Origin of the sequence: Stenotrophomonas sp. AN71, from assembly GCF_050435725.1 — a bacterium.
Classification (GTDB): domain Bacteria; phylum Pseudomonadota; class Gammaproteobacteria; order Xanthomonadales; family Xanthomonadaceae; genus Stenotrophomonas.
Genome location: NZ_JBNDKU010000010.1, coordinates 12,005 through 31,422, shown reverse-complemented (window position 1 = coordinate 31,422; position 19,418 = coordinate 12,005). Strand labels below are relative to the sequence as shown.

Here is a 19,418-nt window from a genome sequence, read left to right as displayed (position 1 = left end):
GCTCCTCAACGCCCCCGCATAACCTACCGCAGGCTCTGGAACCATCCAGGTAGCCAGCCACAAAAAAGGACGGCGCGTGAGCGCCGTCCCTCGATAAGCCCCCCGCGCAGCGGGAGGCGCCAGCCATGTCAGCTTGGATCAGCCGGCGCGACCGCCGCCATTGCCACCCTGGCCGCGGCCACGACCGCCACCATTGCCGCCGCCGCCACGACGCTGGCCCTGGCCAGCACCGGCGCCCGCGCGCTGCTGGCCGTTGCCACCACCCTCACGACGGCCGCCACCGGCCTTCTTCGGGCCTGCGTGTGCATGGCGCGGTGCATCGCCGTGCGGACGACGCGCATGGTTCTTGCGCGGCGCGCGCTCACCGGTATCGTGCTCGGCCTTGCCCGGTGCACTGTTGCCCCAGCGGATCGGCACCTGCAGCTCGAAGCCCGGCACATCGCGGATGTCCATGTCGCGGCCCAGCAGGCGCACGATCGCACGCAGCAGCTTCACTTCATCCTGCGCCACCAGCGAAATCGCCTGGCCGGTGGCACCGTTGCGGCCGGTACGGCCGATGCGGTGCACGTAGTCCTCGGCCACCATCGGCAGGTCGAAGTTGATCACCTTCGGCAGCTCGTTGATGTCGATACCGCGCGCCGCGATGTCGGTGGCCACCAGCACGGTCACGCGGCCGGCCTTGAAGTCGCCCAGCGCACGCAGGCGCTGGCCCTGGCTCTTGTTGCCGTGGATCGCCGCGGTCTTGATGCCCGACTTTTCCAGGAACGTGGCGAGCTTGTCGCTGCCGTGCTTGGTACGGGCGAACACCAGGGTCTGCTCGCGGCTGTCCTGTGCCAGCAGGTGCAGCAGCAGGTCGCGCTTGCGCCCGGCATCGACCGGATGCACGCGGTGGGTGATGGTTTCGGCCACGGTGTTCTTCGGCGTTACCTGGATCTGTTCCGGGTTACGCATGAACTCCAGCGCCAGCTGGCGGATGTTGTCCTCGAAGGTGGCCGAGAACAGCAGGGTCTGGCGGTTCTGCTTCGGCAGCTTGGCCAGAATGCGCTTGATCGACGGCAGGAAGCCCATGTCCAGCATGCGGTCGGCTTCGTCCAGGATCAGCACTTCGATGCCGGACAGGTCGACGCTGCGGCGCTCCAGGTGGTCGATCAGGCGGCCCGGGCAGGCCACCAGCAGGTCCACGCCACGGCGCAGGATGTCCAGCTGGTTGCCCATGCCGACGCCGCCGTAAATGCAGGCGCTCGGAATGCGCAGGTACTTGCTGTAACCGCGCAGGCTGTCATGCACCTGGGTAGCCAGCTCGCGGGTCGGGGCCAGGATCAGCGCGCGCGGCTTGCGCGGGCCAGTGCGCACTTCCTGCGAGGCGGTGCCCAGGTGCTGCAGCAGCGGCAGGCCGAAAGCGGCAGTCTTGCCGGTACCGGTCTGGGCGCCAGCCAGCAGGTCACGACCGGCCAGCGCCAGCGGGATCGCCTGCTGCTGGATCGGGGTCGGGTTTTCGTAGCCCTGCTCGGCGAGCGCGCGCAGCAGGAAGGGCGCCAGGCCCAGCGATTCAAAAGACATTGAGTTTGCTCCAAGTACAAGAAACGCCTGTCCGAACGGACAGACGGGGGCAGATCAGATTGATCGGCTGACTCGGAGCGTTCCCGTGAACCGCGCTGCGAGAATTGGGTGCAGCCGGCACGAAGCGCAGGCTGGAATGCGTGACGAACGGCGTCGGAGTGGGGGCGGGCGATGGGGCGGACCCCGGTCGCCGGCGATCCCGGAGGGAAACGGACGGCCGCTGCAGACCCGCATAGTCTAAACGATGTTTGAGACTTCACGCAAAAAGGCCTGTTCAGGTAGGGGGGGGTCTGCAGGGCTTGCAGCCCTGCACCCGCCGCGGCCAGAGCCACGTCAACGTCAAAAGCTGGCTTCCTGAGGGTTGGCGGGGTGGGTCCGGTTGAGGGGGATGCCGTAAACCCATCCATGGGGGCTTGGTCGCGGCATCCATGCCGCTCACACCCCCTCAACCGGACCCACCCCGCCTTCGACAGTCTTTCGCTATCTGTCGAATCTCATTCGATTTATTTCGATATCTGACGGGTTTCGACGATGAATGATGTGGATGTTCGATCCATCATCGGGAAACTGTCGGGGGTGGGGCGGTGTGGGTGGGCAGGACCGTTGGCGCCATGGATGGCGCCATCGAGCCCCCAGGGGGGAGGGCGCTTTGCTTGCGAAGCACGGCTTCGCAAGCGCCCGAACGCACAGCCGCCAGCGGCTGGGCCGGACCGCCGAGCGGGGTTTACGGCGTGTCCTGCCACCCACACCGCCCCGCCCAACCAGCAGAACGCCAGAGCCGCTTTTGACGTTGCCATTGCCGTTGCATTGAGCAGGTGCAGGGCTGCAAGCCCTGCCGACCCCCCCACTACGGTAGGGTGGGCCGATGCCGCGCTGCAGCTTGGCGTCGCCGCATATTTGATTACACTTGAAACTTGTTTGCCCACGACTCCGGACACCCACCCATGAAGCTTGGTTCTTTGAAGGAAGGCGGCCGCGACGGCACCCTGATCGTCGTCTCGCGTGACCTGCGCCACGGCGTGCGCGCCACCGGCATTGCCGCCACCCTGCAGCAGGCCCTGGAGGACTGGAGCCACATCGCGCCGCGCCTGAACGCCCTGTACGAATCGCTCAACGCCGGCGACGCCGATGGCGTGTTCGACCTCGATCCGCAGGCACTGGCCGCGCCGATGCCGCGCGCCTATGAATTCGTCGACGGCAGCGCCTACCTGCCGCACGTCGAGCGCGTGCGCCGCGCCCGCGGCGCCGAGGTGCCGGAGAGCTTCTACACCGATCCGCTGATGTACCAGGCCACCAGCGCCGGTTTCTACGGCCCGCGCGACGCGGTCAAGGTGGTCAGTGAGGACTACGGCATCGACCTGGAAGCGGAGATCGTGGTGATCACCGACGACGTGCCGATGGCCGCCAGCCCGGAACAGGCCGCCGGCCACATCCAGCTGGTCGGTCTGGTCAACGATGTTTCGCTGCGCAACCTGATCCCGGGTGAGCTGGCCAAGGGGTTCGGCTTCCTGCAGTCCAAGCCGCGTTCGGCGCTGTCGCCGGTGTTCGTCACCCCCGACGAACTGGGCGCCGCCTGGCAGGACAGCAAGGTGCACCTGCCGCTGCTGACCCACATTAACGGCCAGTGGTTCGGCGCGCCGGAAGCGGGCGTGGACATGCAGTTCAACTTCGCCCAGCTGGTCGCGCATGCGGCCAAGACCCGTCCGCTGAGCGCCGGCACCATCGTTGGCTCCGGCACCATCGCCAACGAGGACACCAGCAAGGGCGCCTCATGCTTCGCCGAGCAGCGCGTTGTGGAAACCCTGCGCGACGGCAAGCCCAGCACGCCGTTCATGTCCTTCGGTGACGTGGTCCGTATCGAGATGCTCGATGCCGCCGGCAACAGCATCTTCGGTGCGATCGAACAGCGCATCGAACAGGCGACCAAGCCCTGAGCATGGAGGCGGCGATGGAGATTCCGGTTGACGACGGCCTCGTGCTGTACACCTACTGGCGATCCAGCGCCGCCTACCGCGTGCGCATCGGCCTGGAGCTGAAGGGCCTGGCCTGGGAAGCGCGACCGGTACACCTGGTGCGCGAAGGCGGCGAGCAGCATGCCGATGCCTATGCCGCGCTCAACCCGCAGCAGCTGGTGCCGACGCTGCTGCACGAGGGGCATGCGCTCACCCAGTCGCTGGCGATCCTCGAATACCTCGACGAGCGCTTCCTGCAGGTGCCGCTGCTGCCGGCCGACGCCGCCGGCCGTGCACGGGTGCGCGCACTGGCCCAGCTGGTGGCCTGCGACATCCATCCGATCAACAACCTGCGGGTGATGCAGTACCTCGAACGCAGCCTGCAGGTGCCGGCCGACGCGCGCACGCAGTGGACCCTGCACTGGATCGCCGACGGCTTCGCCGCGATGGAAGCGATGCTGGCCACCAGCCGCGACACCGGCACCTTCTGCCACGGCGACCGCCCCGGACTGGCCGACCTCTGCCTGATGCCGCAGTTGTACAACGCACACCGCTTCGGCCTGGACCTGGCGCCGTACCCGACCCTGCGCCGCATCGAAGCCGCCTGCCAAGCGCTGGACGCCTTCGACCGCGCACGTCCCGAAAACCAGCCCGACGCCGCCTGAATGCAAAAAGGGGACGGAGGGGATTAAGTCGTATGTGCACTTACGACTTAATCCCCTCCGTCCCCTTTTCCGGGTGCTCAGAACCCGTGGGTGATGCTGGGGGCGCCGGCCGAGAAATCGGCGTACGGGTCGTGCTCGCCGCTGCTGCCTTCGGACAGGCGGAACTTCAACGCCAGGCCATCGCGTGAGTCGGCCGCGCGCAGCGCTTCCTCCTGCTCGATGATGCCAGCCTTGGCCAGGCGGAACAGGCACTGGTCGAAGCTCTCCATGCCTTCCTCCAGCGAGCCTTCCATCGCTGCCTTGATCTCGTGCACCTGGCCACGACGCAGCAGGTCACGGATCATTGGCGTGTTGATCAGCACTTCGGTAGCCGGCAGGCGACGGCCTTCCTTGTTCTTCACCAGGCGCTGGCTGATCACCGCGCGCAGGTTCAGCGCCAGGTTCATCAGCACGTTCTTGTGCGCACTTTCCGGGAAGAAGTTGAGGATGCGCTCGATGGTCTGGTCGGCGTTGTTGGAGTGCAGGGTGGCCAGGCACAGGTGGCCGGTCTCGGCGAAGGCGATCGCCGCCTCCATCGTCTCGGCGTCCAGGATCTCGCCGATCAGGATCACATCCGGCGCCTCACGCATCGCGTTCTTCAACGCGTTGTGGAAAGCATGGGTGTCCAGGCCGACCTCGCGCTGGTTGACGATCGACATCTTGTGCTTGTGCAGGTACTCGATCGGGTCCTCGATGGTGAGGATGTGACCGGTGGTGGTGCTGTTGCGGTGGTCGATCATCGACGCCAGCGAGGTGGACTTGCCGGAACCGGTGGACCCCACCACCAGCACCAGCCCACGCGGGGTCATGATGACGTCCTTCAGCACCTGCGGCAGGTTCAGCTCTTCGATGCTCGGAATGCGGCTGCGGATGGCACGGATGACCATGCCGACCTCGCCCCGCTGCTTGAACACGTTGACGCGGAAGCGCCCGGCATCGGGCAGCGCGATGGCCATGTTGAGCTCCAGCTCGCGCTCGAACTGCGGCACCTGGCCTTCGTCCATCAGCGAGTAGGCGATCTTCTTGACCATTCCCGGCGGCAGGCCGGTGTTGCCCAGCGGGTAAAGCTTGCCCTCGATCTTGATGTAGACCGGCGCTCCGGTGGTCAGAAACATGTCCGAAGCGTTCTTTTCGGTCATCAGCTTCAGGAAGTAGCCGATATCCATTACGAATTTTCCCCAACGAAACGGCCGACGCCCGTTGCCAGCACGGTGTCGGCTTGACGACAATGGCCGTGAACCGACAACCGGTACGGCCTCCCCAATGAAACGACTTAGCTTCGCACGAATGCGCCATGGCCTGTATGTGATGGCGTTTGCATTCGCACTGTCTGCCCCCGCCTGGGCGCAGGACGCCGCACTGGAACTGGCGCAGGCCCGGCAGGCGGTCGACAAGGCCACCCAGGCCGATGCCGACCAGTACGCCCCGGACCTGATCGGCCTGGCCCGGCAGGGGCTGGAGCAGGCCCAACGTGCCGCCGGCGACCGCCGCGAGCGCAAGAACGCCCCGGCCATGGCCCTGCGTGCCGCCGTCGATGCCGACCTGGCCCGGGTCCGCAGCGAAGAAGCCACTGCCACCGCGCAGCTGCAGCTGCGCCGCAACGAGGTCAACCAGCTGCAGCGCCAGCTGTCGACCGGGGAGGACCGCCGGTGAAGCCGATGACCGCTGCAACCCTGGCCGCGCTGCTGGCGCTGCCGACCCTGTCCATGGCTGCCGACAACCCGATGGTGGCGCAGCTGAGCCAGCGCCTGATGGCGATCCAGGCCAACCCCGACACCGCTGAGCTGGGCGCCTTCGAGCGCATGCAGGCGCAGCAGGCCATCGCCACCCTGGACAAGGCCAAACGCCGCGACCAGGAACTGGCCACCTATCTGGCCGAGCGCCGGGTCGAGATTGCCGAGACCGCCGTGCGCACGGCCCTGGCCGCGCGCGAAGTCGACCGCCTCGAGCGCACCCGCAGTGACCTGTTGATCGAGGCCAGCCGCCGCGACGCCGCCCGCGCCCGGCAGGAGGCCGAGCAGCTGCGCATGCAGGCGCAGATGCAGGCCGAGGAGGCCGAACGCCTTCGCCAGGCGGCCGAGGCCGAGACCCTGGCCCGCCAGGATGCCGAGAATGCCCTGACCAGTGTGGCTGGCAAGCAGCAGCAGCGCCTGAGTGCCGCCCAGCAGAATGCGGCCAAGCTGGCCCGTGAGGAAGCCGAGCTGGTGTCGGGGCAGAAGCTGCCGGGTTCGAAGTTCGATGGCCGCGGCGAGGTCTTCACCTTCAATGGTGACGCGTTCGCCGCTGGTGCCTCCAGCCTGTCCGGCGGTGCCCGCAACCAGGCCAAGGCGCTGGCCGAGTACCTGAACATCGGCAAGAAGGGGCGCCTGCGCATCGAGGCCTATGACACCGCCAACGGCGTCGGCCAGAAGCGCGCCGAAGCGCTGCGCGATGCCCTGGTCGCGGCCGGTGTCGCCAGCAACCGGATCCAGGTCAGCGGAAAGAAGGCCGCCTCCACCCGGGCGCGCTCGGCCGAGGTCATCATCGCCCCATAACTTCTTGATATTGTTTGTTTTTCGTTGCGATGAGTATTCAGCCTGAACCCCGCCCCGGCGGGGTTCGGTCTTTTTGACGCAGGGGTCTTGTACCCCGCCTTGAGCAGGCGTAGGGTCAATCGTCCGGGACGCAATGCCGCGGACCGGACGATGGGAGGGCCGGGCCGATGCAAGCAGGGCGCGAACCGCAGCAGATCGACGTGCGCAGGCCAGTGCCGCAGGTCGTCGCAGGCGTCCAGGTGGCCATCGACCGGCACTCCTCCATGAACAACGCCCCGTGCCTTGCGGCCGGGGCGTTCGTGTATCTGTCGAAGGAGGTCCATCATGTTTGAAGATCAGCCCCAGAGCGAGATCGACGCCCGTCGCGCGCGCGATCCGGAGTTCCGGGCACTCCATGACCAGCACCGGAAGTTGAACAAGAAGTGCATGGACGCGGAGCTGGGTGTACTCCCGATCGATGATGTCACCCTGGGTCGAATGAAGCGCGAGAAGCTGCTGGCCAAGCAACGCCTTCTGCGAATGTACGAAACACCGCTCGCAACGTCGTCCCCCACGCATTGACGCACCCTGTCGTGCCCGGAATGGCATGACCCGGCCACCGATGGCCCCACCAGGCTCACCTGGCCTGGCAACGCGGCGCCGCTGAACGCAGGCGTCGCGCCAAGGCACCACAGGCGGTGGTGCCTTGGCCTGCTGGCACAACTCATCGATGCGGGCGGTACCGGTCTCCTCGTCGATCCGGGGCCGCCCGCATCCCTTTTCGGGGAACGGTGGGGATGCGGCCGCACCGACCTGACATTCCGCGTCATCCGTCGGATAATCATCGGTCCGGCCCTGTGTGGCGCGAACCGAAAGCCTTCCGAATGCCCATCCATTCTTCCGTCCTCGAACTCATCGGCCAGACCCCGATCGTCAAGGCCCAGCGCCTGGATACCGGTGTCTGCGAGCTCTACCTGAAGCTCGAGAGCGCCAATCCGGGCGGATCGATCAAGGATCGCATCGGCCTGTCGATGATCGAGGCGGCGGAGAAGCGCGGTGACCTGAAGCCGGGCGCGACCCTGGTCGAGGGCACGGCCGGCAACACCGGCCTGGGCCTGGCGCTGGTTGCGCAGCAGAAGGGCTACAAGCTGATTCTCGTGGTTCCCGACAAGATGAGCCGGGAAAAGATCTTCAATCTGAAGGCGATGGGGGCCGAAGTGCGCCTGACCCGTTCGGATGTCGCCAAGGGCCACCCGGAGTACTACCAGGACCTGGCCAAGACCATCGCCGAGCAGACCCCGGGCGCCTACTTCATCAACCAGTTCGGCAACCCGGACAACCCGGCCGCGCATGAGTTCGGTACCGGCCCGGAGATCCTCGAGCAGATGGGCGGCGACCTCGACGCCATCGTGTTCGGCTGCGGCAGCTCCGGCACCATGACCGGCCTGTCGCGCGCGTTCGCCACGCTGTCGCCGAAGACCGAGCTGGTACTGGCCGATCCGGTCGGCTCGATCCTGGCCGAATACATCAATGACGGCGTGCTCAACGACAAGTCGGGCAGCTGGCTGGTGGAAGGCATCGGCGAGGACTTCCTGCCGTCGATCTCCGACTTCAGCCGTGTCACCAAGGCCTACGCCATCAGCGACGCCGAGAGCTTCCACACCGCGCGGGAACTGCTGGGCAAGGAAGGCATCCTGGGTGGTTCGTCCACCGGCACCCTGCTGGCCGCCGGCCTGAAGTACTGCCGTGAGCAGGCCACGCCGAAGAAGGTGCTGGTGCTGGTGCCGGATACCGGCAACAAGTACCTGTCGAAGATGTACAACGACTACTGGATGCTGGACAACGGTTTCCTGCAGCGTCCGCAGCACGGTGATCTGCGCGACCTGATCCTGCGCCCGTATGGCCAGCGCGACACCGTGGTGATCGGCCCGAACGACCTGCTGACCACCGCCTACCAGCGCATGAAGCTGTACGACGTGTCGCAGCTGCCGGTGATGGACGGTGACCAGCTGGTCGGCATCGTCGATGAAAGTGACGTGCTGCTGCATGTCTATGGCGATGAAGCGCGCTTCCGCGACACCGTCGCCACCGCGATGGTCAGCAAGCTGGACCGGCTGGACGTGAAGTCGCCGATCGAGGCCCTGCTGCCGGTGTTCGACCGTGGCCAAGTGGCGATCGTGATGGACGGTGACGCCTTCCTCGGCCTGATCACCCGCATCGACCTGCTGAACTATCTGCGCCGTCGCGTGCAGTAAGCCGTAGATCGCAGACGATAGCTACTGAATCCCCGTTTATCTGCGTCAAAGGTCGTTAAGGCCGCGCTGATAGACTCCCGATCCTTTGACGGCGACCTATAGTCGGCGCCCACCAGGAAAGATCATGTCCAACGCTACTTCCCAGGATCGCGCCCTGGCTTTGGCCACGCTGGCCATCCACGGCGGCCAGTCGCCCGATCCCAGCACCGGCGCGGTGATGCCGCCGATCTACGCCACCTCGACCTATGCCCAGTCCAGCCCGGGCGAGCACCAGGGCTTCGAGTATTCGCGTACGCATAACCCGACCCGCTTCGCCTACGAGCGGTGCGTGGCGTCGCTGGAAGGCGGCACCCGCGGCTTCGCTTTCGCCTCGGGCATGGCGGCCAGCTCGACTGTGATCGAGCTGCTGGACGCCGGCAGCCACGTGGTGGCGATGGATGACATCTACGGCGGCAGCTTCCGCCTGTTCGAGCGCGTGCGTCGCCGCACCGCCGGGCTGGATTTCAGCTTCGTCGACCTGACCGATCTGGCGGCCCTTGAAGCAGCCATCACGTCGAAAACGAAGATGGTCTGGATCGAGACCCCGACCAACCCGATGCTGAAGATCGTGGATATCGCCGCGGTCGCCGCCATCGCCAAGCGCCATGGCCTGATCGTGGTGGTCGACAACACCTTCGCTTCGCCGATGCTGCAGCGTCCGCTGGAACTGGGTGCGGACCTGGTCCTGCATTCGGCCACCAAGTACCTCAATGGCCATTCGGACATGGTCGGTGGCATGGTCGTGGTCGGCGACAACGCCGAACTGGCCGAGCAGATGGCCTTCCTGCAGAACTCGGTGGGTGGAGTGCAGGGCCCGTTCGACAGCTTCCTGGCCCTGCGTGGCCTGAAGACCCTGCCGCTGCGCATGAAGGCACACTGCGCCAACGCGCTGGCCCTGGCCCAGTGGCTGGAAAAGCACCCGGCGGTGGAGAAGGTGATCTACCCGGGCCTGCCGTCGCACCCGCAGCATGCGCTGGCCGGCCAGCAGATGGCCGGTTACGGCGGTATCGTCTCGATCGTGCTCAAGGGCGGCTTCGAGGCGGCCAAACGCTTCTGCGAGAAGACCGAGCTGTTCACCCTGGCCGAGTCGCTGGGCGGCGTGGAGAGCCTGGTCAATCACCCGGCGGTGATGACCCATGCGTCTATTCCGGTGGCACGCCGCGAGCAGCTGGGGATCAGCGATGCGCTGGTGCGGCTGAGCGTTGGGGTGGAAGACCTAGGGGACCTACAGCTGGATCTGGAAGGAGCATTGGCTTGAACACCGAAACTATCTTGAAGGCGGAAGCCGATCGGCGTCCGGTCCGGATCAGCAGCCACGATACTCAGATGAAGGCTCTCCCGGCGTTCATTCGTGACATTGCTGAAGGCATGGGAGCTTGGCGTGCTTGGACGGCGCTGGCACTGCTTGACATCAAGCACAAGTATCGTCGATCGGTCTTGGGTCCTTTCTGGATTACCATCAGCATGTTTGTGCTGATCCTTGGTATTGGTCTGCTCTACAGCCAGTTGTTCCGGATGAACCTTCGGGACTATCTGCCCTACATCGCTCTTGGCGATATTGTGTGGATCTACATCTCGACCACAGTGCAGGAGGGATGTACCACCTTCACTGCTTCGGAGAATCTGATCCGCTCGATGCGGCTGCCAATGACGCTTCATGTGATGCGGCTGGTGACACGAACCTTCATCGTGTTCCTGCATGGTGCAGTCGCCTATCTGCCGTTCGTTGTATTTCTCAAGATCGAGCCGGAACTGGTCTGGCTGCTCGCCTTGCCGGGCGTAGCCCTGATTGTGCTGGCGACCATTCCCATTACGGCGATATTCGGCATGCTGTCTGCTCGTTTCCGTGACCTGCAACCCGCCATCGCGAACTTCATGCAACTCGGCTTCTTCATGACACCGATCATCTGGAAGGCAGACATGCTCGGGCCGCATCGCTGGGTGGCGGATATCAATCCGATCTACCATTTCATCCAGATCGTACGCATGCCGATGATGGGGCAGGTTCCGGAAGCGCACTCGTACTATTTCGTACTCGCCTTTATCGCCGCGGCGTTTGTGATCGCGCTTCCCTTCCTGGCGGCAAATCGCCACAAGATCTCGCTGTGGGTGTAACACCATGACCTTCATTGAAGTGGTCGACTGCAGCGTCCAGCTGCCGATCTATGGCACCAACAATCGCTCCATGAAGGGAGCCATCATGTCCGCCGTTACCGGCGGGCGAGTGGCTCCCACCAGTCGCAACGTGACCGTGGTGGATTCTCTCCAGAACGTCACCTTCAACCTGCGTGAGGGTGACAAGCTGGGTCTCGTCGGCCATAACGGGGCAGGCAAGACAACGTTGCTGAAAACGCTTGCGGGTGTTTATGAGCCAACTTCTGGCTACATCCGCAGCCAGGGGCGCGTTGCCAATCTGCTGGACGTGACGATGGGCATGGATTTCGAAGCAACCGGCGTCGAGAACATCCGGTTGAAGGGTCTGCTGCATGGGCTTTCCCGTGCTGAGATCCAAAGCAAGATTCCGCAGATCTGCGAATTCTCGGGCCTTGGCCCCTATGTGAACATGCCGGTGCGCGTGTACTCCAGTGGCATGATGGTACGTCTGGCGTTCTCGATTGCCACCAGCTTCGATGCAGAGATTCTGCTGATGGACGAGTGGCTGGGTGTCGGCGATGCAGACTTCAACGCCCGTGCTCAGCAACGCCTCGCCGAAATCGTACAGAAGGCTAGCATTCTGGTCCTGGCCAGCCACAATCAGAACATCATCGCCGCCAATTGCAATCGCATCATGCATCTTGAGCATGGGCGCATCACCAGCGATCAGCCGATAGAGGCCCATGCCTGAATGAATACGCGTAACCGGGACTACTGGATCAACAGGAGCGGTGATCTCTATGCCGACCAGCAGAAGGTCCGGCGTGAGGCGGGCAACAGCAATTACGCCAGGCAGGAAGAATGGCTCGTTGGATTCCTCGCTGAGCGTTCCGAGCAACTGGGGCGGCCGGTCCGGGTACTGGATTTCGGGGTGGGCTTCGGACGTCTTGCGCGGCTGCTGCCGCAGCACGCCTTCGTTGACTACTTCGGTTTCGACATCTCCCCTGCGATGGTGGAACCGCTGCTGCGTGAACCGCCGGCTGAACTGGCCGCAGACATCGGGCGCCGCATTCGCGTCGGATCTTCACTGGTCGAGGCCATGCAGGGGGAGCAGTTTGATGTGATCTTCACCGTCTCGGTGTTGATCCACAACAACCGCGAACAGGCGGCAGACGTATTTGCACAGATGCGTGCGTTGCTCGCGCCCGAAGGGCGGCTGTGCTTCATCGAGAACCGACCGGTGTCGATCAGCCTGCTGGCCAACCTGTGGCATGCAGGTTGCTGGAGCCATGATCTTGCCGGCACCTTGGCGCCGGACATGAACGTGGACGTCGAAGACGGAATCCTTTCGGACCATGCCATCTACATTCTGCATGAACCTGCCGCCGGGATCCCGCGTCAGCTTCGTGTGCCGGGCGCCCACGGGTTTGAACCGATCACCGCCGGTGACTACCTGCTTCGGACGCTGGAGGCTACCACGGCTGTTGCGCGTGGCATGGAAGTGGAAAGTGCCACGCTTGGCGAGGACATCGCGCAGATGCGTGATGCGGTGGAACTCTATCGTCAGGCCGAAGAGCATGCGCGAAGGAATCTGGATATCGCGCGACAGCATCTTGGCGATGAAGTGGGCCTGCTGGGTGGCGCCGCCCATCTTACCGCAGCCATCGATGCGCTCCCGGTATTGGCCGCGCGTATCGGCGTGCTGGGTGGCGAGACTTCTGTGCAGCACGCCCAGTCCTCGGAGCGGATCGAAGCGCTGCATGCGCATGAAGCGACGCTTGTCGAGTCGCTGACGCAGCGGGAGCGAGAGCTTGAGCAGGTGCAGGCCAGGTTGGAAGCTGTCCAAAGCGCCAACCAACATCTGCAATGGCAGCAGGGCCTTCGCGAACAGGTCCGCCAGGTCCTGAGCAGCCGGACGGACGAGGGCGCCATGCCGTACCTCGACGCGCCGGTGGGTGGCAATGCATCGGTCGGTCAGCCGGCACCCTCGGTCTACGAATTCAACGCCCGCCGTGACGTGCGCTTCGCACAGACTGTGGTCGGGCATGAGCGGGTCTGCCACATCATGCATCAGGAGTGGTTCGGTATCCGCGCGGCCTGTGGCTCGCTGCCGGGGCACAAGCTTGCGGTGACCAGTACCTCAGCGCCCGGTGCCGGTGATGTTGAGGACGTGGCCCGTCTGCTTGCCGCCAACAAGGTGAATCGGCTGGTTATTCATGGATTCTCCGATGGCATGTTGCAATGGGTGAAAGGCCTCGCTGCGGCCGGATTCGACCGGATCTACATGGTCTGGCATGGCGCGCCCTCGATGTGGATCCATGCTGAAGAACGGCGCCTGTTCGCGTTGGCCTTCAAGGCGGTCCGCACTGGCCTGATCCGCAGGGTCAGTGTCATGCGCGCAGGTTCCCATGCGGCGCTTGCAGATGTAGCGGGCTGGCAGAAGCAGGTCTACAACATGCCGCCAGCCTATACCGGCAAGCGCATTCCGCGGCGGCCGACCGGAGCCACCGTATTCATTCCGTCCTGGAACCTGATCCACAAGAACATCTTCACGAACGCCGCGGCTGCGGCTGCGACCGGGGAAGTGGCAAACATCTGGCTGATGGCGGATGATTTCGCGTTGCCGTACCGGGTGGACAAGAATGTTAAGCGTCTTCCAAAACTCAGCCAATTGCAGATGATCGAGGCGATGTCGCAAGCCGATGCAGTGATGAATGCCTCCATCGTCGATTGCCATCCGATGGTGGAGTTGGAGGCACTTGCTGCAGGTACTCCCGCGCTGCGGGGACGCCTGGGGATGGATGCACTGGAAGACCATCCCTATGTCGAGATTACCCAGGTGGCCGATCCACTCAGCGTTGCCGATGTGCGCCAGACGCTGCGTCGGATGTTGGCGGCTCCCGCAGTAGAGATGGATGACATGATGTCGTCCTACTCGCGCCAGATGGTGGCGTTGTCCTTCGAGCGATACTCAGAATTTATGGAAATCTAAAAATGGGCTTGAGGGTTTTTGTTACCCGCGAACTTTTCCCCTTTACCGCCGGTGGCATTGGACGCGTGATCGCGAACATGCTGATGACCGCGCCGGAAGAAGATCGCGCGGAGATGGCAGTACTTTACGTCGGCGACAACGTCGAGGCGGATGCGTTCGCGGTCGCCCACCCGGGCGTGACCTTCCTCGGGTGGCCGCATTCGCGCTTTCAACAAATAGACGGGCGTGGGGAGATTTTCCCGCCAATGCCGGCGTTCACCCACAGCATGCTGCACTGGGAATCGGTGCATGTGCTGCAGGGGCTGCTCGAGCTGGAACGTCTGAACGGCCCGCTTGAGTATGTCGAGTTCGTGGACTGGGGGGCACCTGCGTTCGCCGCAACCCAGGAAAAGCTGCTTGGCAGCGCATTGACGACGGCCACGCTGGCCGTGCGCCTGCACACCACAGACAGCATCCTGGCCGATTTTGAGCCGCGCGTGCAGAGTGTGCACGGGTTGAATCTCTTTGACCTGGAACGAAAGGCACTGGCCGATTGCGACCTCATCGTCGGTCAGATCGCGCCGGTTGCCGAGGCGTTCCGCGTGTTCTACGGTTTCAGCGAGGAGGAGTGGACTCCTCGCCTGCGCCTGCATGCTCCGCCGGTGCTGCTGGATACGATGCAGCCGGTCACGCAGACCACCGTGATCGATGATACGACGCCGCTGTTGTTCACTTCGAAGCTGCAGGACATCAAGCGCCCGGATACTTTCATCCGTGGCTGCATCCAGTTCCTGCGGGAGAGGCAACGCTATCAGGGCAACATTGTTTTCCTGGCGCATTCTTTTGATGTGAGCTATCAGGAGTATGTCATCTCGCTGGTGCCGGAGGACCTGCGCAGCCGGGTGGTGTTTGCCCGTGGCGTAACCGGTGCGGCGCGCGAGAAGAGCATTTCTGGCGCGGTATGCGTGTTCCCGTCGCCATGGGAGTCTTTCTGCCTTGCTGCGTACGAGGCGTCGCTGTCAGGCGCAGCCTGCGTGCTCAACGCGCAGAATCCGGCTTTCGGGCCGCGCAGTCCGTGGCAGGATGGATACAACTGCAGCACGTTCGATGGCAGCGCCGAGGACTTGGCACGCGCGCTTTGCGGCCTGTTTGAAAGCACCGCCGGCCGACTGTCGCCGGTCGAGGTGCCGAAGGACCCACTTCCCTGGAAGGGGCTTGAGCCGGTGGTGGTGCCTGCTGCGGTTCCCCTTGACAGGCAATTGACCGTAGTCGTTGTCAACCGCGATAGCGCGGGCCGCGTGTTGAATACGCTGGACAGCATCCTTGCGTCCAATCTGACGCTTGACAAGCTGGTCGTGATTGACGATGCCTCGCGCGACCCACGCGATATCGCTGCGCTGGACCAGCTGGGCAGCAATGATCCACGTTTGTTCGTGCACCGGCTTGCCGTGCCCGTTGGTGACGCCGTAGCGCGCAACATGGGCCTTGCATTGGTTGAGACGCCGTTTGCTGGATTCGTGCGTGGTGGTGACCAGTTGCTGCCGGGCTTCCTCAATGGCGCGGTGAGCGCGTTGGCGTCGCAACCGGATTTTGACGTGGTCGTGGGGCAGGTGGGCGTGACCGTGGATCCGGATGATGTGATCGCCGGCAATGTCGCCCCGGATGGATTCCGTATCTTCTATGGCGAAGGGCGCCTCGCAGGGCTCTACGAGAACCGCCTGGCGCCGGAAAGCTACGTGATCCGGACCGAGGCTGCCAGGCGCTTTGCATTCGATCCCGTCATCCCTGCACTTGAAGTATGGGAAATGATGCTGCGCGCCTGCCAGTCGGGTGCACGTTTCATGGTGGCTTCCGCCGTGAACGTGCTTGCACGGCATCAGGGGCAGCCCGATGAACGGCACTTGGAGCAGATCCAGATCGCGATGCGCCGACGCCTGCAGCGCAAGCGGGTGCGTGTCGGCTCGCTGGAGGTGCCTGCGTACTTCATCTTCGGCGCGCACGTATCACCGAGCGGATTCATGGGGGATGCCTCCAACGCGGAAATGGCCTATCGCCTGCAGGCACTGATGGAAAGCGAGTCCGTGCGCTACACTCTGGCACTTGCCAGACTTCTGCAGAAGCGGGCGCCATGGGTCCTGCGCCTGGGCAAATGGTCGGTGCAGCGACTGGCGCCGATCTACCGCCGATTGCGGTGAGCGTTCCGGGACAGCATTGATGCATGTGATCGTCATCCAGCTGGCGTGTTGGCGTGTTGGCGGAGAGCGGGCTGCACTGGCGCGTGCCCGCCTGCGCGCGATACCCACGGCTTCGGTGCTGATCGTTGGCGAGGGAGCGCCGCCCGCCGACCTGCTCGAGAAGTGTTCAGAGAGACGCACGCTGCGCGTGGATCAGCCTTTGCATGCGATGCAGGGCCGACGGCTGCCTGATGTCCGCCGCAGTGGTGACGCGGAGCAGCTCGGTTGGTCATTGTCGGTGATGGCGGCGCTGCGGGCGCTGCAGCAGGACGTGCACCTGGACTGTGTGGAGATTCCATCGTATGGTGCGCTGGCCTACGCACTTCTCCAGGAACGAGCTCTATCAGAGGTGTTTGACTCTACGCGCGTGATGTTGCGGTTTGACGGCATCCAGGCCATCGAAGTCCTGAGACAGGGACGCAATGTCGAGATGGCTGCGCTGATGTTGATGGACATGGAGCGGATGTGCCTGGAGCAATGCGACCAGGTTCTGGTCGACAGTCTGGAGATCGCGGAGTCCTTGCAGTGCTTCCTTCCGGGCAGCCAGAGGCCGCTTCGCCTGCAGGCGGCGCTGCCGGAGCCGGCCGGGCTCGTGTCGGAGCGCCATGCAGTGGGTTCAGCACTGGCTTGCGTCGCAACCGAGGCGCCTGCTCTGAGGCAGTGCCTGCGGGCGATTTCCGGTTACCTGCAGCAGAACAGCGATGGTCTACTGCAGGTCTCGGTCGTCTGCCAGCCTGCGCTTCTATCCGAGGTGCTGCATGTGGTACCTGCTGCCCTGCGCCATCGTTTCCAGGAAGCGCCTGCAGATTGCCTGCGCGCCTCGCCCATGCGTGTGGTCATGCCTGATCGCTGGTCTGCAGGCTCCGCTCTGGCGCGAGAGCTGCTTGCCCATGGCCATAGCCTGATTGTGGATGTCGCCAATCCGGCGCTGGTCGCCGCACAGGGGTGGGAACAGGGGCAGACCCATCTTGGCTACACGGATGCTCGTGGACTGTTCGAAGCGCTGCGGGGTTCGCAGCAGTGGGTGCCCACGCGCCACCTGCGGATGGGGCCCTCCCCGCCACTACCCAAGCTTGACGTTGGTACGCCGAGCCCCGCCAAGGTCTCCGTGGTGGTGCCCTGCTACAACATGGGGCGCTGGTTGCCGCAGACCTTGCGCAACATACAGCAGTTTTTATGGAGCGATCTGGAGGTCATCGTTGTCGACGATGGATCGACCGATCCCGGCACGGTGCAGCTCATCGAAGAGCTGGAAGCAAGCCCCACCGGAGGCCTGCGCGTGGTCCGCCTAGCATTCAACCAGGGATTGTCTGCTGCCAGGAATGCCGGCGTTGCCGCAGCGCAGGGTGAGTTCACCCTGTGCCTGGACGCTGATGACCTGGTGTCGCCAGAGTTTGTTTCGATTGCTGTACGAGCACTGCAGCGGCAGCCTGCGCACGATTTCGTTGTTCCCCGCTGCGCCTACTTCTTCGGCGACGAAGCCGCGCTTGACGTGAACGAGTTGCGGCTTGGCCAGGGCTTGCCAATGGTTGGTGCAGCATTTGATTCCGGTACGTTGGGCAATCGTTTCTCAACGGCGACCAGTCTGGCGCGAACGTCGGTACTGCGTGCACTCGGCTATGACGAAAGCCTGCGTTCCTATGAAGACTGGCAGCTTTACCGTCGCGCGCTGCAGCAGGGCAGTCGTTTCGTTGTCACCAATGACATTCATTTCTTCTACCGGCAGCGACCGGATTCAATGATCCACGATCCGGCTATGCGCGCTCGCCATAGCCTGCTTTATGCAGAGATGGTGGGCGGAGCGACGTTGATTGGGCAGGGGCCGGTGGTGTCGCCGAACCTGCTGGGGGCGCTGGCTGCGCCCCCGCGGATCGATGGGAGCTCATCGGGGCTGTTGCTGGGAGGCGTTGTCGAAGCGCTCGACGAGATGCAGGCATTGCGCCGTAGTCGCATCGTCGGATTGGGATACAGATTGTCGGCCCTGTTGCGGCGGCTGCGCCGCTGAGTTGCGTGGCAATACGTTCGCATCTCAGTGGCTCACCCGGCAGAAGCTACTGCGATCTGCTCATCAGAATCTGCTGCCATCTCCAGGTATCCCGACACATCTTGGCCAGATCCAACTTCGCGCTCCAGCTCAGCTGGCATTCTGCAAGTGATGGATCAGCCCAGCATTCGCCGATATCACCTGATCTCCGGCCAACGATCTCGTAGGGTACCGGTCGCCCCGATGCTTCGCTGAAAGCCCTGATGACATCGAGTACCGAGTAGGGTATTCCGGTTCCCAGATTCAGTGCGTTCAGATCGGAAAGATTCGGTAGTGCCTCCAGTGTTCGAATATGTGCTGTAGCCAGATCGCATACGTGGATGTAGTCCCGGACGCCGGTTCCATCAGCCGTCGCATAATCCGCTCCGAATACCGAAACATGCGAGCGAAGCCCAGCCGCAACCTGGGCGATATACGGCATCAGATTGTTTGGAGTGCCACTGGGTTCTTCCCCCAGTAGCCCGGATTCATGTGCGCCTACCGGATTGAAGTAACGGAGATTGATCGCCTGCAGCAACGGGTCTGCCAATTTTGCATCGTTGATGATCTGCTCGACGAAGAGCTTCGTGCGACCGTACGGGCTCGTCGCTGAGGTAGGGGCGCTTTCATTTATCGGGCAATGGGAAGAGTTGCCATAGACCGTTGCCGATGAGCTGAAGACGAGCTTGTGGCACGCATTGCGCTGCATGCATTGGAGCAGGTTGATCGTCCCAGCAACATTGACATCGTAGTAAGCCAGGGGAACAACTGCACTTTCTCCCACGGCCTTGAGAGCCGCGAAGTGCATGACGGCCTCGGGCCGCTGCTGAAGGAAGGCGCGGTCAAGGATCGCGCGGTCCCTGATGTCGCCGGTGATGATGTTCACTACGCGGCCGGTGAGCATGTTGAGTCGCTCGCCCACGTCCGGTCGGGCATTGCTGAAGTCATCGACGACGGTAACTTCGTGCCCCCCAAGCAGAAGCTGGGCACAAACGTGGCTCCCTAGGTAGCCTGCTCCACCGGTGACCAAAACGCGCATTCTCTGATCCTGCAATCGGCAAGCTTCATTGTCG

The 19,418-nt window shown here is 63.7% G+C and carries 15 protein-coding genes; 12 read left to right on the top strand and 3 right to left on the bottom strand.

Annotated elements, in window-relative coordinates; genetic code table 11:
* Positions 1 to 138: 138 nt before the first annotated feature.
* Positions 139 to 1,560: a DEAD/DEAH box helicase gene (locus ABH900_RS15430; protein WP_429623995.1), complete on the bottom strand. Its 1,422-nt coding sequence runs from the start codon at positions 1,558 to 1,560 to the stop codon at positions 139 to 141.
* Between the two features lie 944 nt (positions 1,561 to 2,504).
* Between ABH900_RS15430 and ABH900_RS15425 the strand changes: the two genes are divergently transcribed.
* Complete coding sequence (locus tag ABH900_RS15425) at positions 2,505 to 3,494, top strand: fumarylacetoacetate hydrolase family protein (RefSeq protein ID WP_429623993.1); 990 nt, start codon at positions 2,505 to 2,507, stop codon at positions 3,492 to 3,494.
* Between the two features lie 14 nt (positions 3,495 to 3,508).
* Positions 3,509 to 4,177 (top strand): maleylacetoacetate isomerase, encoded by a 669-nt coding sequence (gene maiA, locus ABH900_RS15420; RefSeq protein WP_429623992.1) that lies wholly within the window; start codon positions 3,509 to 3,511, stop codon positions 4,175 to 4,177.
* Positions 4,178 to 4,254: 77 nt separating this feature from the next.
* Here the strand turns inward: maiA and ABH900_RS15415 are convergent, their stop codons facing one another.
* Positions 4,255 to 5,382, bottom strand: coding sequence for a PilT/PilU family type 4a pilus ATPase (locus ABH900_RS15415; RefSeq protein ID WP_014645840.1), 1,128 nt, complete (start codon positions 5,380 to 5,382; stop codon positions 4,255 to 4,257).
* Positions 5,383 to 5,503: 121 nt separating this feature from the next.
* On the opposite strand from ABH900_RS15415, the gene ABH900_RS15410 reads away from it, so the two are divergent.
* The 10 genes from ABH900_RS15410 (at position 5,504) to ABH900_RS15365 (ending at position 18,327) form a co-directional block, all read left to right on the top strand.
* A complete protein-coding gene (locus tag ABH900_RS15410) occupies positions 5,504 to 5,869 on the top strand; it encodes a DUF4398 domain-containing protein (RefSeq protein WP_046983203.1) in 366 nt (121 codons plus the stop codon).
* Positions 5,866 to 6,750, top strand: a complete 885-nt coding sequence (locus ABH900_RS15405; RefSeq protein ID WP_429623990.1) for a hypothetical protein — start codon at positions 5,866 to 5,868, stop codon at positions 6,748 to 6,750. Before ABH900_RS15410 ends, ABH900_RS15405 begins: the two co-directional genes overlap by 4 nt.
* A gap of 324 nt (positions 6,751 to 7,074) precedes the next feature.
* Positions 7,075 to 7,311 carry a YdcH family protein gene (locus ABH900_RS15400; RefSeq protein ID WP_025878453.1) on the top strand — a complete coding sequence of 79 codons (237 nt, stop codon included), beginning with the start codon at positions 7,075 to 7,077 and terminating at the stop codon, positions 7,309 to 7,311.
* 302 nt (positions 7,312 to 7,613) lie between these two features.
* Positions 7,614 to 8,984, top strand: coding sequence for a pyridoxal-phosphate dependent enzyme (locus ABH900_RS15395; RefSeq protein ID WP_429623989.1), 1,371 nt, complete (start codon positions 7,614 to 7,616; stop codon positions 8,982 to 8,984).
* 124 nt (positions 8,985 to 9,108) lie between these two features.
* Entirely contained in the window at positions 9,109 to 10,281 is a 1,173-nt protein-coding gene (locus tag ABH900_RS15390; protein WP_429623987.1) for a cystathionine gamma-synthase, read from the top strand.
* A complete protein-coding gene (locus ABH900_RS15385) occupies positions 10,278 to 11,138 on the top strand; it encodes an ABC transporter permease (protein WP_429623986.1) in 861 nt (286 codons plus the stop codon). The genes ABH900_RS15390 and ABH900_RS15385 overlap by 4 nt, the downstream gene beginning before the upstream one ends.
* A gap of 4 nt (positions 11,139 to 11,142) precedes the next feature.
* A complete protein-coding gene (locus ABH900_RS15380; RefSeq protein WP_429623984.1) occupies positions 11,143 to 11,868 on the top strand; it encodes an ABC transporter ATP-binding protein in 726 nt (241 codons plus the stop codon).
* Positions 11,869 to 14,109: a methyltransferase gene (locus ABH900_RS15375; protein ID WP_429623982.1), complete on the top strand. Its 2,241-nt coding sequence runs from the start codon at positions 11,869 to 11,871 to the stop codon at positions 14,107 to 14,109. It abuts the gene before it with no gap.
* A 2-nt stretch (positions 14,110 to 14,111) separates the two neighbouring features.
* Positions 14,112 to 16,283, top strand: a complete 2,172-nt coding sequence (locus ABH900_RS15370; RefSeq protein WP_429623981.1) for a glycosyltransferase — start codon at positions 14,112 to 14,114, stop codon at positions 16,281 to 16,283.
* A gap of 19 nt (positions 16,284 to 16,302) precedes the next feature.
* Positions 16,303 to 18,327, top strand: a complete 2,025-nt coding sequence (locus tag ABH900_RS15365) for a glycosyltransferase family 2 protein (protein WP_429623980.1) — start codon at positions 16,303 to 16,305, stop codon at positions 18,325 to 18,327.
* Between the two features lie 46 nt (positions 18,328 to 18,373).
* Here the strand turns inward: ABH900_RS15365 and galE are convergent, their stop codons facing one another.
* Positions 18,374 to 19,384: a UDP-glucose 4-epimerase GalE gene (galE, locus tag ABH900_RS15360; RefSeq protein WP_429623979.1), complete on the bottom strand. Its 1,011-nt coding sequence runs from the start codon at positions 19,382 to 19,384 to the stop codon at positions 18,374 to 18,376.
* Positions 19,385 to 19,418: the final 34 nt, after the last annotated feature.

Coding starts and splice junctions, on each gene's coding strand:
- ABH900_RS15410 (WP_046983203.1), top strand. CDS start 5,504: ATGCGCCATGGCCTGTATGTGATGGCGTTTGCATTCGCACTGTCTGCC.
- galE (WP_429623979.1), bottom strand. CDS start 19,384: ATGCGCGTTTTGGTCACCGGTGGAGCAGGCTACCTAGGGAGCCACGTT.
- ABH900_RS15390 (WP_429623987.1), top strand. CDS start 9,109: ATGTCCAACGCTACTTCCCAGGATCGCGCCCTGGCTTTGGCCACGCTG.
- maiA (WP_429623992.1), top strand. CDS start 3,509: ATGGAGATTCCGGTTGACGACGGCCTCGTGCTGTACACCTACTGGCGA.
- ABH900_RS15425 (WP_429623993.1), top strand. CDS start 2,505: ATGAAGCTTGGTTCTTTGAAGGAAGGCGGCCGCGACGGCACCCTGATC.
- ABH900_RS15400 (WP_025878453.1), top strand. CDS start 7,075: ATGTTTGAAGATCAGCCCCAGAGCGAGATCGACGCCCGTCGCGCGCGC.
- ABH900_RS15370 (WP_429623981.1), top strand. CDS start 14,112: ATGGGCTTGAGGGTTTTTGTTACCCGCGAACTTTTCCCCTTTACCGCC.
- ABH900_RS15375 (WP_429623982.1), top strand. CDS start 11,869: ATGAATACGCGTAACCGGGACTACTGGATCAACAGGAGCGGTGATCTC.
- ABH900_RS15365 (WP_429623980.1), top strand. CDS start 16,303: ATGCATGTGATCGTCATCCAGCTGGCGTGTTGGCGTGTTGGCGGAGAG.
- ABH900_RS15380 (WP_429623984.1), top strand. CDS start 11,143: ATGACCTTCATTGAAGTGGTCGACTGCAGCGTCCAGCTGCCGATCTAT.
- ABH900_RS15395 (WP_429623989.1), top strand. CDS start 7,614: ATGCCCATCCATTCTTCCGTCCTCGAACTCATCGGCCAGACCCCGATC.
- ABH900_RS15415 (WP_014645840.1), bottom strand. CDS start 5,382: ATGGATATCGGCTACTTCCTGAAGCTGATGACCGAAAAGAACGCTTCG.
- ABH900_RS15430 (WP_429623995.1), bottom strand. CDS start 1,560: ATGTCTTTTGAATCGCTGGGCCTGGCGCCCTTCCTGCTGCGCGCGCTC.